This window comes from Roseisalinus antarcticus (genome assembly GCF_900172355.1).
GTDB lineage: Bacteria > Pseudomonadota > Alphaproteobacteria > Rhodobacterales > Rhodobacteraceae > Oceanicola > Oceanicola antarcticus_A.
On record NZ_FWFZ01000012.1, the window covers coordinates 16,280 to 31,333 of the forward strand.

General features: G+C 69.1%; 13 protein-coding genes. 7 read left to right on the plus strand and 6 right to left on the minus strand.

Features of this window, described 5'->3' with window-relative positions; genetic code table 11:
• Nucleotides 1-77: 77 nt before the first annotated feature.
• On the minus strand, nt 78-1,643 hold the full coding sequence (locus ROA7023_RS12585; RefSeq protein ID WP_085879395.1) for an amidohydrolase family protein: 1,566 nt from the start codon (nt 1,641-1,643) through the stop codon (nt 78-80).
• Nucleotides 1,640-2,665: a nitrilase-related carbon-nitrogen hydrolase gene (locus ROA7023_RS12590; protein ID WP_085879396.1), complete on the minus strand. Its 1,026-nt coding sequence runs from the start codon at nt 2,663-2,665 to the stop codon at nt 1,640-1,642. Before ROA7023_RS12590 ends, ROA7023_RS12585 begins: the two co-directional genes overlap by 4 nt.
• Before the next feature lie 130 nt (nt 2,666-2,795).
• On the opposite strand from ROA7023_RS12590, the gene ROA7023_RS12595 reads away from it, so the two are divergent.
• Nucleotides 2,796-3,521, plus strand: coding sequence for a GntR family transcriptional regulator (locus ROA7023_RS12595; RefSeq protein WP_085879397.1), 726 nt, complete (start codon nt 2,796-2,798; stop codon nt 3,519-3,521).
• Nucleotides 3,518-4,945, plus strand: a complete 1,428-nt coding sequence (locus tag ROA7023_RS12600) for an MFS transporter (protein ID WP_085879398.1) — start codon at nt 3,518-3,520, stop codon at nt 4,943-4,945. Before ROA7023_RS12595 ends, ROA7023_RS12600 begins: the two co-directional genes overlap by 4 nt.
• On the opposite strand, the gene ROA7023_RS12605 is transcribed toward ROA7023_RS12600, so the two are convergent.
• Entirely contained in the window at nt 4,905-5,831 is a 927-nt protein-coding gene (locus tag ROA7023_RS12605) for a dihydrodipicolinate synthase family protein (RefSeq protein WP_085879399.1), read from the minus strand. The genes ROA7023_RS12600 and ROA7023_RS12605 overlap by 41 nt on opposite strands.
• Before the next feature lie 211 nt (nt 5,832-6,042).
• Between ROA7023_RS12605 and ROA7023_RS12610 the strand changes: the two genes are divergently transcribed.
• The 4 genes from ROA7023_RS12610 to ROA7023_RS12625 all read left to right on the plus strand — a co-directional run bounded on the left by ROA7023_RS12610 (nt 6,043) and on the right by ROA7023_RS12625 (nt 10,299).
• Entirely contained in the window at nt 6,043-6,717 is a 675-nt protein-coding gene (locus ROA7023_RS12610; RefSeq protein WP_159458500.1) for an SDR family oxidoreductase, read from the plus strand.
• Between the two features lie 19 nt (nt 6,718-6,736).
• Entirely contained in the window at nt 6,737-7,345 is a 609-nt protein-coding gene (locus ROA7023_RS12615) for an SDR family NAD(P)-dependent oxidoreductase (RefSeq protein ID WP_085879401.1), read from the plus strand.
• 105 nt (nt 7,346-7,450) lie between these two features.
• Nucleotides 7,451-8,863 (plus strand): mannose-1-phosphate guanylyltransferase/mannose-6-phosphate isomerase, encoded by a 1,413-nt coding sequence (locus tag ROA7023_RS12620; RefSeq protein ID WP_085879402.1) that lies wholly within the window; start codon nt 7,451-7,453, stop codon nt 8,861-8,863.
• A 47-nt stretch (nt 8,864-8,910) separates the two neighbouring features.
• On the plus strand, nt 8,911-10,299 hold the full coding sequence (locus ROA7023_RS12625) for a phosphomannomutase (RefSeq protein ID WP_085879403.1): 1,389 nt from the start codon (nt 8,911-8,913) through the stop codon (nt 10,297-10,299).
• Nucleotides 10,300-10,316: 17 nt separating this feature from the next.
• Here the strand turns inward: ROA7023_RS12625 and ROA7023_RS12630 are convergent, their stop codons facing one another.
• The 3 genes from ROA7023_RS12630 to ROA7023_RS12640 are packed head-to-tail and all read right to left on the minus strand — an operon-like array spanning nt 10,317 to nt 12,870.
• Nucleotides 10,317-11,075: an ABC transporter permease gene (locus ROA7023_RS12630; protein WP_085879404.1), complete on the minus strand. Its 759-nt coding sequence runs from the start codon at nt 11,073-11,075 to the stop codon at nt 10,317-10,319.
• Nucleotides 11,072-11,866 (minus strand): ABC transporter ATP-binding protein, encoded by a 795-nt coding sequence (locus tag ROA7023_RS12635; protein WP_085879405.1) that lies wholly within the window; start codon nt 11,864-11,866, stop codon nt 11,072-11,074. The genes ROA7023_RS12630 and ROA7023_RS12635 overlap by 4 nt, the downstream gene beginning before the upstream one ends.
• A 2-nt stretch (nt 11,867-11,868) precedes the next feature.
• A complete protein-coding gene (locus tag ROA7023_RS12640; protein WP_143535545.1) occupies nt 11,869-12,870 on the minus strand; it encodes an ABC transporter substrate-binding protein in 1,002 nt (333 codons plus the stop codon).
• A gap of 309 nt (nt 12,871-13,179) precedes the next feature.
• Here ROA7023_RS12640 and ROA7023_RS12645 point away from each other — a divergent pair, with 309 nt between their 5' ends.
• Nucleotides 13,180-15,051 carry an efflux RND transporter periplasmic adaptor subunit gene (locus tag ROA7023_RS12645; RefSeq protein ID WP_085879406.1) on the plus strand — a complete coding sequence of 624 codons (1,872 nt, stop codon included), beginning with the start codon at nt 13,180-13,182 and terminating at the stop codon, nt 15,049-15,051.
• Nucleotides 15,052-15,054 lie beyond the last annotated feature (3 nt).

Consider the following 15,054-nt stretch of genomic DNA (forward strand, 5'->3'; position numbering starts at 1 on the left):
CCTTTTTTGTGCAGTCATCGCGGGTTTTTGCCGCCAATCGCCCAGCCATTGCGCGATATCGGCGGGTGATTCGCCGATCAGCGCCCGTTCAGCACGTACCAGGCGGGCCCCTCGGGCAGCGGCCAGCCGTCGTAGAAGGCCCGGATATAGGGCAGCAGCGCGTCCGAAAGGTCGCCCCGCGCGATGGCCGAGTCGGGCTGCGGCGCGGCCATCGCCTCGGCCACCGCCGACAGGGTCGCGGCGCGGTCGACGTGGCACGGGCTGCCGTCGCGATAGACGATCCGTCCGTCGATCACGGTGGCGCGCACATGCTCTGTCTTGGCGCGGTGGATCAGGACGGCCTCGGGGGGCATCGCGGGTTCCGTGAACGGGTGGGTCATCGCCGGCCAGTCGAGCACCACCATGTCCGCCCGCCTGCCCGGCGCGAGCCGCCCGATCTCGTCCCCGAAGCCGATTGCGCGGGCGCCGGTCTCGGTCGCCATGCGGAAGATCTGCGCGGGGGTGAGGGCTGTGGCCTCCAGCCCCGGCACGCAATGCAGATGCTTGACCAGCCGCATCTCCTGCAACATGTCGCGGTCGTCGTTCAGCCCGGCCTCGTCGATGCCCAGCGCCACGGGAATGCCGCGGGCGACGTATTCGGTAACCGGCGCGATCCCGCTTCGAAGGCGCAGGTTGGAGCTTGCGTTGTGGCAGATGCAGCAGCCGCTGGCGTGGATCAGATCCATGTCGTGCGCGTCGCACCAGGTCCCGTGCCCGAGGGTGACATGGGGCCCGAGGAACCCGATCTCGGCCAGGTGCGCGACGGCGGACTTGCCGAACCGGCGGGTGGCGTATTCCTTCTGATAGACGGTTTCGGACAGGTGCAGGTGGATGCCCATGCCGTAGGTCGCCGCCCATTGGGAGGTCTTGCGCAACAGCGCGTCGGACGCGCGTTCCATGTTTATCGGCGCGAGCCACAGCCGCACAAGCGGGTCACGCGCCGCGCCGAAGCGGTCCACCATCGGCTTCAGGTAGTCGCTCTCGAACTCCTCGAGACGGAAGTGATGCGGCGCCAGATGTGCGCGGGTCCGGTCCCGAAGGGCCTCGGGCAGGCTGTCCACGAAGATCTCGTCATCCTCGTAGACCAGCCGGTTCTGGTCGCGGTTGCAGAAGGCATAGCTGACCCGCAGGCCAAGGTCGCGATAGGCGCGGATGACCTCGCCCGCCTCGTCCGGCCAGGCCGAGACCGGGGCCGGGCGCATCCGGCCCAGGTGCTGAACGGCGGTCACCCCCGAGGCGACATGCTCGAACCCCGAAACAAGCGCGTCGAGGTAGGGCGGCACGGCGCGGGCCCGCCATTGGTGGGTCAGCCACAGCTCCAGCGGCAGGTCGGGGCTGCCAAGCTGGATCGGGGTCATTCCGATATGATGGTGCGCGTCCACCAGCCCCGGAATGACGAGCGCATCGCCATCGCCGAGCACGGTCACGTCGGGATTGGCCGCGCGGATCTCCTCCCACGGGCCGATCTGGGCGATCTTGCCGTCGATGCAGAGGATGGCGCCGTCGCGGACAGCCTCGACCCTGTCCTGCGCATCGACCCCCAGAAGAAGGTGACGCCCGCGGACGATTATGGGCGCGGCCGGGCTGTCCGCCGCGCCGGTCATCCCTCGCGCAGGACGCCCGCGCGGGCGAGGTTGGCCAGGGCCGCGCGGTGAACCGGCGCGAAATCGGCCAGCGTCTCCACCGCCCCGTCGGCCAGGGCGTTCGCGGGATAGAACTCGGCGGCGCTATAGAGGTCGCGGTACATGGCAAAGCGGGAGCGCATGAGCGCATTGCCCATGCCGGTGTCCATCCGCGCCGCCTGCAGCGCGTCGATGTCGATCATGGCGGTGACCGCGTTCGTGGGCTCCGCACTGTCCTCGGAGGCCAGGATCTGCCCGCGATGGTCGATGATCTGGGAATGCCCGCCCGTGGCCGTGTCGGAAAAGCCGATGGTGCCGGCGACATTGCACGAGACAAGATAGCACATGTTCTCGGCCGCCCGGCAGAGCTTGGCGGCGTCGCCCACGGGGCTGGGCGGCTCATTGTTGGGATGCAGGATCACCTCGGCCCCGCGCATCATGAACATGCGGGTGATCTCGGGGACCGAGACCTCGCCGCAAGGATAGATCGCCAGCCGTCCCAGCTCGGTCTCGGCGACCGGGTAGATCCCGTCGTCGCCATAGGCCTCGCGGTATTCGTCGAGGATGTCGTGCGGCGAGGTCCAGCTGCCGGTGTTGATCCGGCGATAGCGCAGGATCACCTCGCCCTTGGGGTCGAGCAGGAAGGAGGAGTTGAAGCACCGGTCCGGCCAGCGCGGATCGACCTCGAAATGATTGCCGGCGATATAGATGCCTTGGGCCCGGGCGACCTCGGCCAGTTGATCGGTGATGGCGCCGGGAATCGTGGTGCAGGCCCGTTCGATCCAGAGGCTGGTGGGCAGGCTGCGCGGCGGGCCCTGAAAGGCGAATTCGGGCAGAACCACAAGCTTGGGCGGGGCGTCGCCGGCACATGCGGCCTTGATCGCGGCGATCGCGACGGCGATGTTGCCATTGATGACGGACCAGGCCCCAGCCTTGGTCTCGGCGGAAAACGCGGGCACGCTTTCGATCTGAATGCAGGTGGCACGCCAGGGAGCTATGGCCATTTCGGTCTCCGCAGGTTCGGGCTTCGTCCAGCGGGCCGAAGCGGCTTTCAATTGGAACCCCCTTGGCATACCAATGGCATTCTAAATCGGTCAAGCCGATCCGCCCGCGCGACGGGTGAGGAACAGACGAATGCCGGAAAAATGGGCGGAGGCGGGCCGGGTGAAGGGATCTGAGACCGAAATCGACAGCACAGACATGCTGAAATGCGCGACGGTCGCGGATGAGGGCAACCTCGCGGAGGCAACCTACAGCCGCATTCTCGACTGGATGCTGTCGGGCGATCTGAAAGCCGGGCAGGCGATGCAGGAGCGGCGGCTGGCCGACGCGCTGAACGTCTCGCGCACCCCGGTCCGCGAGGCGCTCGGCCGGCTGGAGGCAGAGCAGCTGCTGATGCGGCGACGGCGCGTGCTTCTGGTGGCAGAGCTGTCGGTGGAAACCTATGTCCACCTGCTCGACATGCGGCGGATCCTCGAGACCGAGGTGGCCGCCCGCGCGACCGGCCACCTGAGCGCCGCCGTCGCCGCCCGGGTCGAGGACGCGATCTCGGACCTGCTGGCCCAGGAGGCACCGACGCCGGCCGCCCATTGGGCGGTCGACGACCTGGTGCACAACAGCATCGCCGAGGCCGCCGGCAATCCGACGATCACCCAGACGATCCGGGACCTGCGCCGGCGCACCCACATCTTCAACACCCAGCGCATCGCCTATCGCCGGCGGCCCGGCGCGGACGAGCACCGCGCCCTGATCCACGCCGTGCGGGGCGCTGATCCCGCGCTGTCTCGCCGGCTGATGGGAGAGCATCTGGACCACGTGCGGGACGCGATCATCGACTACATCCTGGGCCATCGCACTTGACGGACAGCCGGCAGACCCGGACCGGCCTGATGCTGTCCTGCGCGCTGCTGGCGCTGTTTCTGGCCGCGCTCGAACAGACGATCCTGGGGCCGGCCATGGCCGACATCGTGGCCGAGCTCGGCGGCGGCCCGTTGCTGCCCTGGGTCGCGACGGCCTACCTGATGGCGGCCACCGCGGCCGCGCCGATCCTGGGGGCGCTGGCCGACATCCACGGGCGGCGGCGGGTGCTGTTGTCGTCCGTTGGGCTGTTCATCGCCGGCTCGGTCCTCGGGGCGCTGGCCGATACCTTGCCGGTGCTGGTCGCGGCAAGGGCGGTGCAGGGCGCGGGGGCCGGCGGGCTATTCGCGCTGCCCTTCGTCGTCATCACCGACCTTGTGCCACCGCAGCGCCGGGCGATCTTTGCCGCCGGCATCTCGACGATCTACGCGGTGGCCTCGATCCTCGGTCCGCTGGCCGGGGGTGGCCTGGTCGATGCCCTTCACTGGAGCGCGGTGTTCTGGATCAACCTGCCGATCGGGGCGGTCGTCGTCACCGGGGTGCTGATCGCCGGGCCCATGGGCGGCAAACGCCACGACCGACGGGTCGATTTGCCCGGCGCGGCGCTGATCGTCGCGACCAGCTTCGCCGCCGTGCTCGCGCTTGACCGCGCCGCGGCGGGAGACGTGCGCGACATCCTGCAGGCGCTGGGCCTGGCCGTGGTCGCGGCGCTTTGCTTCGCGGGATTCGGGCGGCGCATGATGCGCGCCCCCGATCCGCTTGTGCCGCTGTCGGTGCTGACCGACCGGACGATCCTGCTGGTCGCGCTCGTCCTGTTCTGCTGCCAGGGGGCGAACGTCGGGCTGGCGCTCTACCTGCCGCTCTACTGGCGCACGGAATACGGCATGACGGCGACCGAATCCGGGCTGGCTGTCCTGGGGCTGCTGATCGGGGTGATCGTGGGTCCCTACCTCTCGCCCCGGCTGCTGCTGCGCAATCCGCGCTACCGGCCGGTGATGGTCGCGGGCGCGGCGCTGGCGACGGCGGGGGCCGCCGGCCTGACCCTTGCGATCGCGCTTGGCGCGTCGATCCTGGTGGTCGAGTTCGCCTCGGCCACCCTGGGGTTCGGCATCGGCATCCTCTACCCGGTGGTCCTGCTCGCGGTGCAGAACGCGGCGCGCCCCGAGACGGCCGGCGCGGCCATGGGCATCCTCGCCTTCATGCGGGCCATCGGCGCCACCCTGGGCGTGTCGGCCGTGGGGATCGCCGCGATCGCTACCGGCATCGACGGCGGCACCGGGGCGGGCTGGCCGACCTGGACCCTGTTCGTGCCGGGACTGGTGATGATGGCGCTCTGCCTCGGCGCCTGCCTCGCCCTGCCAGACCGGGCGCTGAGCGGCTATGCCGTCAAGAAAGATGCGCCAGCCGCGCCGCCTGCCGGCGAATGATCGTCTCGACCTCGGCCACGGCCTGCGGCGACAGCGGCGCCCCGGGCGACCGGATGCGGGCGTCGGCGATGATGCCCTGGCTGGCAAAGACATGCTTGCGCACCGCGAGCCCCACGCCGGGTTGCTGTTCATAGCGGACAAGTGGCAGGTAGGCCTCGAAGACGTCGTGGGCGCGCTCGGTCTCGCCCGCCGTCATCAGGCGGACGACATCGGTCATCATCTCGGGAAAGCAGAAACCGGTCATCGCGCCGTCGGCGCCGCGGGCCATCTCCTCGGGCAGGAACAGGCCGCCGTTGCCGCAGAGGATAGAGGTCCGCCGCCGCCCCGCGGCCTCGGCATCGCGCAGGGCGCTGATCTTGGACAGGCCGGGCCAGTCCTCGTGCTTGAGCATGACGATGGAGGGATGGGCCTCGAAGATCCGGCCCAGCGTGCCGTTGGAGATCGCGACATTCGTCGCAAGCGGAAAGTCCTGAAGCACCAGTGGCACATCGGGCCCGATCGTCTCGACCACCTGGGCGTAATAAGCCTCGATGCTTTCGTTGGTGGACAGCGAGCCTGGCGGCGCGACCATGACGCCCGCGGCGCCCATGTCCATCACCGCCTTCGAAAGTTCTCCGATCGCGGCCTGGCCGGGGGCCGAGACGCCGACCACCACCGGAAGATCCGGCAAGCGCCCGATGACCCGGGCGGCGAAGGCGCGCGATTCAGCCTGCGTCAGCTTGGGCGCCTCGCCCATCATGCCGAGGATCGTCAGCCCGTCAGCGCCCTTGGCGACGTAGTGATCGGTCAGGCTGTCGGCCGATGCGAGATCGAGCGCCCCCGATTCGGTGAACGGCGTCGCCGAAATGACGAAAACACCTTTCGATCCTGACGAAATAAGCGGCATGTCGTTTCCCTGGATGATCCTCGTTCAAGCACAAAGGGTCGTGCACACCCGCCTGACGATGCAAGCGGGTCGCGGGCGCACGAAACTCTCCTTGTCGAGGTGAACCCTATTGGCATACCGATAAAATGCCAAGAGTATACAGTCGCCGGCCGGTGTCGTTTCTCCGAAACCGAGGCACCACCGCCGGACCACAAGCGAGATGGGAAGAGCGATGTCGAGCATCCTGATATCGGGCGCCACACGGGGGATCGGCCTTGAACTCGCTCGGCAATTCGGCGCGGACGGCTGGGATGTGATCGGCACCGCGCGCGATCCCGGCGCGGCGGGCGCCTTGCGGGACACCGGCGCCGAGGTCCTGCCGCTGGAGGCGACGGATGCTGCCTCGATCGCGGGCCTCGCCCGGGCGCTGGACGGTCGGCCGCTGGACGTGGTCATCGCGAACGCGGGGATATCGGGCGACCTTACCGCCCGCGCCGCGCAGGTCACGCGCGAGGATTTCCTGCAGGTCGTGGGCACCAACACCTTTGCCCCGCTGGCCCTGGTCTCGGCGTTGAAGCCGAACCTGCTGGCCGGCACGCGCCGGCTGGCCTGCGCCATGTCCAGCCTGATGAGCTCGGTGACACTGAATGACTGGGGCACGCAATTCAGCTATCGCGCCTCGAAATCGGGGCTGAACGCGGTCTGGCGGTCCCTGTCGCTGGACTGGAAGACCAACCGCATCGCCTGCGTCCTGCTGCGCCCCGGCTTCGTCGCCACCGAGATGACCGGCGGCCAGGGGATGCCGGTCGCCGACAGCGTCGCCGGGCTGAAGACCGTGGTCGAGGGGCTGGGGCCGGACGACACCGGACGGCTGATCGGCTTCGACGGAAAGGATCTGCCATGGTGATCCAAGCGGGAGTATCTTCATGCCGACCATCCTGATCACGGACGCGCATCGCGACCCGGGCCTCGCCCTCGCCACCCATTACGCCAACGACGACTGGGAGGTGATCGCGGTCAACCGCGCGCCGCTGCCCCCCGCGGCCTTCGTCGCGCTGGGCGCCAATGTCCGCGAGCTCCGCTTCGATCCGCTGTCCGAGGCCTCGGTTCGTGACGTCGCCCTGCGCCTTCGGGGCCGGCCCATCGACGTGGCGATCCTGACCGGCGAGACGGCAGGAGAGCCGGGGCGCCCCGCCGAGGCGGTCGATCCGGACCATTGGCGCGACCTGATGCTGGTGAACGCCTGGGCGCCGTTCCGGCTGATCGCTCTGCTGGAGGACAATCTGAAGGCAGGTGCGCAAAAGGTGGTCGCGATGCTGTCGGACCCGGAGGCCTACCTCGCGGATTACGGAACGCCGCGCGACTACGCATACCGCGCCTCCAAAGCGTCCCTTCATCAGCTTTGGCGCACTCTCGATATGGAATTTCGGGCCTGGGGCGGCGTTTGCCCCTTGCTTGCCCCTGCCGATGCCGCCGAAATCGCGGCCAGGGTGGCCGCCGCGACCCCGGACGAGGCGGCCCGGGCAAGGCTCTGAGCCAGTTGCGCGTGGGTCGGATACTTAGTAGATCTGAAACGAAATTTTCGCTTCTCTGACGACATCCGGCCCAGCTCCGGCCAAAATATTGCATGAGGCTGTCCAATGATCACGCCTGTTCTCCTGTGCGGAGGCTCAGGGACGCGCCTGTGGCCGCTTTCCCGCAAGAGTTATCCCAAGCAATTCACCGAGCTGGTGGGCGCCGAGAGCCTGTTTCAAGCCTCCGCCCGCCGCTTTGCCTCCGACGGGTTCGCGGCGCCTCTGGTCGTCACCGGCGACGCCTTCCGCTTCATCGTGACCAAGCAGCTTGACGGGATCGGGTTGACCGCCGGCGGCGTATTGATCGAGCCCGACGGCCGCAACACCGCCCCCGCCGCCATCGCCGCCGCGCTGCACATCGCGGCCCAAGACCCCGACGGTCTGATGCTGCTTGCCCCGTCCGACCACGCGATGGAGGACACCGAGGGGTTTGTCCGCGCGATCGAGCTGGGCAGGGCCGCGGCCCTCGACGGCCGGATCGTGACCTTCGGCATCCAGCCCGACCGCCCCGAGACCGGCTATGGCTGGCTTGAGGCCGGCGAGGTCACCCACGAGGGGGTCAAGGCGCTCAACCGCTTTCTGGAAAAGCCCGACCTCGGCGCGGCGACGGAGCTTCTGGCCGACAGCAACAACCTGTGGAACGCGGGCATTTTCCTGGCCCGGGCCTCCACCCTGATCGAGGCCTTCAAGACCCACGCGCCCAGGATCCACGACACCGTGGCCGCGGCCCTCGGGGCGTCGCGCAAGGATCTGGATTTCATCCGCATCGACGAGGCGCTCTGGGCCGGGGTGCCCGAGGATTCGATCGACTTTGCCGTGATGGAGAAGGCCGACAATGTCTCGGTCGTGCCCTATGACGGGCCCTGGACGGACCTCGGCTCCTGGCAGGCGGTCTGGAGCGAGACGGTCAAGGATTCCCACGGCAACGGCCTCAGCCTCGGCGCGACGGCCATCGATTGTGAAAACAGCCTGCTCCGGTCCGAGGACGAGGGGATCGAGCTGGTGGGCATCGGCCTGCGGAACATGGTCGCCATCGCGATGAAGGACGCGGTGATGGTCGCCGACATGTCCGACAGCCAGAACGTCAAGACGGCCGTGTCCGCGCTGAAGAAAAAGGGCGCCTCGCAGGCCGTGCAGCTGCCCGTCGATCACCGGCCATGGGGCTGGTACGAGACGCTGATCCTGTCGGACCGGTTTCAGGTCAAGCGGATCCATGTCCATCCGGGCGCCGCCCTGTCCCTGCAAAGCCATGTGCACCGGTCCGAGCATTGGATCGTGGTCTCTGGCACGGCCAAGGTCACGGTCGACGACGACGTCAAGCTGCTGACCGAGAACCAGTCGGTCTATATCCCGCTGGGCGCCGTTCACCGGATGGAGAACCCCGGCAAGGTGCCCATGGTGCTGATCGAGGTCCAGACCGGCGCCTATCTGGGCGAGGACGACATCATCCGCTACGAAGACGTCTACGCGCGCGGGTGATCTCTCGCGCAACCATCGACAACAGCAACATGAGACGAGGCACGGCAATGGCCCCCAAGTTCGGAACAAGCGGGCTTCGCGGCCTGGTGACGGAGCTTACCGATGCGCTGGTCGGCGACTACACCCGGGCGTTCCTCGCGGCCTGCGACACCGGCGGGCAGGTCTTCGTCGGCTGGGATCTGCGGCCGTCCTCGCCGCGCATCGCCACGGCGGTCATCGCCGCCGCCCGGGCCGAGGGGATCGACGTGGTGCGGGCCGGGATGCTGCCGACCCCGGCGCTGGCGCTGGCCTCGATGTCGGCGGGGGCCGCCGCGATCATGGTCACCGGCAGCCACATCCCCGCCGACCGCAACGGGCTGAAGTTCTACCTGCCGGGCGGCGAGGTCTCCAAGGACGACGAACAGGCGATCAACGCGGCCCTCGGCCGCCCGGCGGGGGCCCGCTCGGCCGCGCTCGCCGAGGGCGCCGGCATCGCCGAGGCCTATGTCGCCCGCTACGGGGCCGCGTTCGGGGCCGAGGCGCTGACCGGTCTGCGGATCGGCGTCTACGAGCATTCCTCGGCCGCCCGCGACATCATGCGCGACGCGCTCGCGCGGTTGGGGGCCGAGGTCGTGGCGCTCGGCCGTTCGGACGTATTCATCCCCGTCGATACGGAGGCCGTGGACCCCGCGACCGGCGACCTCTTCCAGACCTGGTGCGAGGCCCACGGGCTTGACGTCATCGTGTCCACCGACGGCGACGCCGACCGGCCGATGGTGTCGGACGCCACCGGACGGATCGTGCCGGGGGACGTTCTGGGGCCGATCACGGCGCAGGCGCTGGGGGCTGGGGTCCTCTGCACGCCGGTGTCATCCAACAGCGCGGTCGATGCCATGGGCTTCGACCGGATCCGGCGCACACGTATCGGCTCGCCCTTCGTGATCGCCGCGATGGAGGCGGAGCGGGCCCGCGACCCCGCCGCGCCCGTCGTCGGATACGAGGCGAACGGGGGGTTCCTGCTGGGCTTCGCGGCGCAGGGCCCCGCCGGCCCGCTGGCCCCGTTGATGACCCGCGACAGCCTGCTGCCGATCATCGCGCCCCTGGTGCGGGCGCGGGCGGCAGGGCTTGCGCTGGCGGATCTGGTGGCCTCGATGCCCGGCCGGTTCACCGCCTCGAACCGCGTGGAAGGCATCGCGACCGAAACCTCCCGCGCTTTCCTGGAGGAGATGACCTCCGACCCCGTCGCCCGCGCCGCGTTCTTCGAGGACGAGCCTGCCGAGGCTTCGGTCGATCTGACCGACGGCCTGCGGGTGACGTTTCAAGGCGGCGACGTGGTGCACCTGCGCCCCTCGGGCAACGCGCCGGAGTTCCGCTGCTATGCCGAAGCGGACGACCGCGAGACGGCCGAGGCGCTCGTCGCCCGCTACCTCGCCCGTCTTTCGGACAGGCTGGGCTGACGGCGGCTCGCCCCCCTTCAGACGGTCCGGTCGGCCCAGCCCGCGAAGGTCTTTTCCAGCGCGACCACGACATAGTAGAGAACGATCCCGAGGAACGCGAGCGCGATGAGCACCGCGAACATCAGCGGATAGTCCGAGTTCGTCTTGCCGCTGTCGAACAGCGCCCCCAGCCCGCGCCCGTGGGGCGAGACGATCTCCATCAGGTTGGTGCCGATGAAGGCGAGCGTGACGGCGACCTTCAGCGCGCCGAAGAACTCCGGCAGGGTCTTTGGCAGCGCGATCTTCCAGAAGATCGTCGACTGCGACGCCCCGAGCGAGCGCAGGATATCGCGGTATTCAGGCTCCAGCGTCGACAGCCCGATGGAGACCGAGACCGCGATCGGGAAGAAACTGATGATGAAGGCGATCAGCACCGTGTTGAAATCGTGCCAGCCCACGAACATCAGCGCCACGATCGGCACCACCGTCGCCTTGGGGATCGCGTTGAACCCCACCAGCAGCGGATAGAGCGCATCGCGCATCGTGCGCGAAAAGCCCATGATCATGCCCAGGGCCGTGCCGAAGATCACCGCCAGGATCAGCCCCGCCACCGTGCGCCACAAGGTCTGCCAGCCCATGACCAGGAACAGGTTCCAGTATTTCTCGTAGGCCGGGATCAGATCGCTGGGCGAGGCCATGCGATAGTTCGGCCAGCCCATGACCCAGACAAGCGCCTCCCACAGCACCAGGAAGATCGCGACCGCGGCAAGCGGGACAAGGACCTGACGCGCCTTCATGCCGGCTGCCCGGCCGGGGCGCGGCCCTGGGCGACCTCGATCTGGTGGCGCAGGGTGTTCAGCATCGCGACGGCCTCGGGGGTGTAGAGATGGTCGAGCGTGCGCACCCCGGTGTCGGGAATATCCAGCACGAACTGGGTCCTGGCAGGGCGGCCCGACAGCACGACCACCTGATCGGCCAGGAAGATCGACTCGCGCAGATCATGGGTGATGAGCACGCCGGTAAAGGGCTCTTCGGCCTTGACGCGGTGCATGATCTGCCACAGGTCCTCGCGGGTGAAAGCATCCAGCGCCCCGAAGGGCTCGTCAAGGATCAGCACCTCGGGCGAGTGTATCAGGGCGCGGCACAGCGAGGCGCGCTGCTTCATCCCGCCCGAAAGCTCGGACGGGCGCTTGCCCTCGAACCCGTCGAGACCGACCAGCGACAGAAGCTTTCGCGCCCGTTCGGCGGCCTGAGCCTTCGTCAGCTTCGTCGGCACGATCTCCAGCGGCAGCAGCACATTGTCGAGGATCGTCCGCCATTCCAGCAGAACCGGGTTCTGGAACGCCATCCCGACGTTCGAACGCGGCCCGGTGATGCGCTTGCCATGGACGCTGACCTCGCCCGCGTCCGGGATCAGCAGGCCCGCCACCAACCGGGTGAGCGTCGATTTCCCGCAGCCCGAGGGCCCGACGACGGCAACGAAACCGCCTTCGGGCACCTGCACGTCGAGACCGTCAAGAACGGGCAACGGACCCGAGGCGGTGCTGTAGGCGTGCCGCACCCCCCGGATGTCGATCAGGTTGTCCAACCCTATTCGCCCAGATCGAAGCCGCCTTCGGGCAAGTAGGCATCGGTGAAGTAGAGCGCCGCGTCCGGTGGCGTCACGAACTCGTAGGTGGTGGCGATCTGGGTCAGCGCGTTCTCGAACCGGGCGTCGTCGATGATGCCAAAGCCGTTCTCGCGGACCCAGTCGGTCAGGACATTGGCCTCGATCGACAGCTCCAGGCGCCGCTGCTCCAGCTCCGGATCGGCGGCGGGGTTGCGCTCGATCAGCATCGGGATCACCGCTTCGGGGTCAGCGATGGCCGCGGACCAGCCCTCGGCGACGCCGGCAAGGAAGCCTTCGACAAGCTCGGGGTTGGCCTCGGCGAAGTCGGTGTTGACGATGATCGCGTTGCCGTAGAGGTCGACGCCGTAATCCGCCATCAGGATCGTGACCAGGTCATCGGCGGGCACGCCCAGACGCTCGGTGTTGAGGTAGGACGTGAACGAGAAGCCGGTGATCGCGTCGACCGCGCCGTCGGCCAGCATCGGCTCGCGGGTCGGAAAGCCGACGGGCTCGACGGTGATGGTGCTCATGTCCAGGTCGTTCTCGGCGGCGAAGATCGGGAACTGCGCCCAGGCCCCGTCGGGCGGCGGTGCACCCAGCGTGCTGCCCTCGAGGCTGGCGGGCCCGTCGATCCCCAGGGACCGGCGGCCGATCACGGCGAAGGGTGGCTTGTCGTAGATCATCATCGCGGCGATGACCGGGGCGCCCGGGTTCTGGTCGAGAAAGCGGATCAGGCTGTTGATGTCGGCCACGCCGACCGGAAAGGCGCCGGTCGCGACCTTCGGGATCGCGTCGAGCGACCCGTTGCCGGCCTCGATGGTGACGGCGAGGCCCTGGGCTTCGAAATTGCCATTGTCGATCGCAGCGAAGAACGGGGCCGCGGGGCCCTCGAATTTCCAGTCCAGCGCAAAGGGAAGATCCGTTTGGGCATGGGCGGCAGAGGCGCCGGCGATCGTGACAGCGAGAAGAGTGCGCTTGAGCAAGGTGCTTTCCTTTCGGAGGGCTGTTTTCGGAAGCATCTTCGGGTCGTTGCCGGGCGGTTGGCCATCCAAAGCGCAGGCCGGCCGGCCGAATCCGCCCGATTTTGCGTAATCCGCCTGTTTTTTGGGCGACCCGCGTCGGATACGAGCCATTTTTGGCTTTCGGCACGGCGGGCCGCGCCTGTCACGCGACGGCTCGCGGGCTCCGCTCTGCTTGTGGCCCGCCCCCTCCCCGCGCGACGCAGAAGGGCGTGGATCCTGGACAATTTCCTTGTTTTCGGCGGGGTTGCGCGTGCAGAGTGATCCTGCGCCATGAGCCAGTCAGAAGAACACCGCAGCGACCAGTTGTCGCCAGGGATCGGCCCCAAAGCCGCCGACCCGTCCCGGCCCGCGGCGGTCGTGCCCCGGCAGGCGTGGTCCGCGCTTTCCGATTCCGACCCGACGACCTTCGGGCAGGCGTGGCTGCGGGTGTTTGCCACCGCCGCGCCGGGGCTACTGGCCGCCCGCCTGATGCTGCGCCGCCCCGGCGAGGGGCTCGTGACAATCGCCGAGATCGGCACCGCCGACCGCCACGCGGCCGAACTGGGCAGCGCCGCCGAGGCCGCGCTTGCGAAATCGCTCGGGGTTGCGCGCCGCGGCCCAGCCGTGCTGGAAGCCGCGTACCCGGTGTCGGTCGACGGCCGCATCGAGGCGCTGATATCGGTCGCGGCCCCGCCCGGGGTGACCGCCGACGAGGTGCAGGGCTGGCTGCGCTGGGGCGCGGGCTGGCTCAGGGCCTGGGTGCTGGACCGTGCGCGCGCCTCCGACGCGCCCAGCGTGGAACGCGCCCGCGCGGCAATAGAGCTGCTGTCGGGATCGCTGGAGGAAGAGGGCTTCCGGGCCGCCGCCCTGCGCACAGTGACCGAGATCGCGCGGCTGGGGCAGTGCGACCGGGTGTCGGTGGGCTTTCGCCGGCGCGGGCGGGTGCGGGTCGCCGCAATCTCGCACACGGCGCAATTCGGCAAGCGGATGGACCTGGTGCGCCTCGTGGGCGGCGCCATGGACGAGGCGCTGGACCAGCAGGCGACCCTGCTCTGGCCGGTGGCCGACGAGGCCCTGCCGCAGGGCGCGCGGGCGCAGGGCGCCCTGTCGCGGCAGGCCGGGGACGCGCAGGTGTTGACGATCCCGGTGTTCACACGCGGCCGTTTCGCCGGCGCCTTTACCTTCGAGCGCACGGCGGGCGCCCCGTTCGACCAGCCGACGGTCGACCTTCTCGCGGCCGCCACCGGGCTTGCCGGCCCGATCCTGGAGGAAAAGCGCCGCAACGACCGCTGGCTGATCGCCAAGACCGGCGAGAGCCTGTGGCGGATGATGGCGGCGGTGTTCGGCAAGGGCTACCTGAAGCTGAAGCTGGCGGGGCTGGTGCTGATCGCGCTTGCCGTGCTCTTCAGCCAGTGGACCACGACCTATACCGTCGGCGCCCGCGCCGTGCTGGAGGGGCGGATCCAGCGGGCTGTCGTCGCGCCCTTCGACGGCTTCGTCGCAGCGGCGCCCCGGCGCGCCGGGGATACCGTGGCCGAGGGCGAGCTTCTGGCCCGGCTCGACGACCGCGACCTGACGCTGGAGCGGCTCAACTGGCACGCGGAGCGGCGCCAGGCCGAACTGGAATACGAGACCGCGGTAGGCGAACGCGACCGGGCGCGGCTCAACATCCTGCAAGCCCGGATCGAGCAGGCCGAGGCGCAGATCGACCTGATCGAGGGGCAGATCGCCCGCGCCGATATCCGCGCACCCTTCGGCGGGCTGATCGTGTCGGGCGACCTCAGCCAGGCCATCGGCGGCTCGGCCACCCGGGGGCAGGAGCTGTTCCGGATCGCGCCGCTCGACGATTACCGGGTGATGCTGTGGATCGACGAGGCGCAGGTCGGCGACGTGGTCTCCGGCGCGACCGGCAGCGTGGTCCTGTCGGCGATGCCGACGGCGCCGATGCCGATCCGCATCGGCCGGGTCACACCGGTGGCGGAGGTGCGCGACGGCCGCAATATGTTCCGCGCCGAGGCGGACCTGCTTGGGGCCTCCGACCGGTTGCGTCCGGGGATGGAGGGCCTGGCCAAGGTCGATGTCGGCGAGCGCCTGGTGATCTGGACCTGGACCCGCGAGTTGATCGACTGGACCCGGCTCACCTTCTGGCGGCTGTCCGGGTGAGGC

Bases quoted from the DNA above. Each gene is read 5' to 3' on its own strand.
- ROA7023_RS12585 (WP_085879395.1), bottom strand. From the start codon at position 1,643: ATGACCGGCGCGGCGGACAGCCCGGCCGCGCCCATAATCGTCCGCGGG.
- ROA7023_RS12590 (WP_085879396.1), bottom strand. From the start codon at position 2,665: ATGGCCATAGCTCCCTGGCGTGCCACCTGCATTCAGATCGAAAGCGTG.
- ROA7023_RS12595 (WP_085879397.1), top strand. From the start codon at position 2,796: ATGCCGGAAAAATGGGCGGAGGCGGGCCGGGTGAAGGGATCTGAGACC.
- ROA7023_RS12605 (WP_085879399.1), bottom strand. From the start codon at position 5,831: ATGCCGCTTATTTCGTCAGGATCGAAAGGTGTTTTCGTCATTTCGGCG.
- ROA7023_RS12610 (WP_159458500.1), top strand. From the start codon at position 6,043: ATGTCGAGCATCCTGATATCGGGCGCCACACGGGGGATCGGCCTTGAA.
- ROA7023_RS12615 (WP_085879401.1), top strand. From the start codon at position 6,737: ATGCCGACCATCCTGATCACGGACGCGCATCGCGACCCGGGCCTCGCC.
- ROA7023_RS12620 (WP_085879402.1), top strand. From the start codon at position 7,451: ATGATCACGCCTGTTCTCCTGTGCGGAGGCTCAGGGACGCGCCTGTGG.
- ROA7023_RS12625 (WP_085879403.1), top strand. From the start codon at position 8,911: ATGGCCCCCAAGTTCGGAACAAGCGGGCTTCGCGGCCTGGTGACGGAG.
- ROA7023_RS12630 (WP_085879404.1), bottom strand. From the start codon at position 11,075: ATGAAGGCGCGTCAGGTCCTTGTCCCGCTTGCCGCGGTCGCGATCTTC.
- ROA7023_RS12645 (WP_085879406.1), top strand. From the start codon at position 13,180: ATGAGCCAGTCAGAAGAACACCGCAGCGACCAGTTGTCGCCAGGGATC.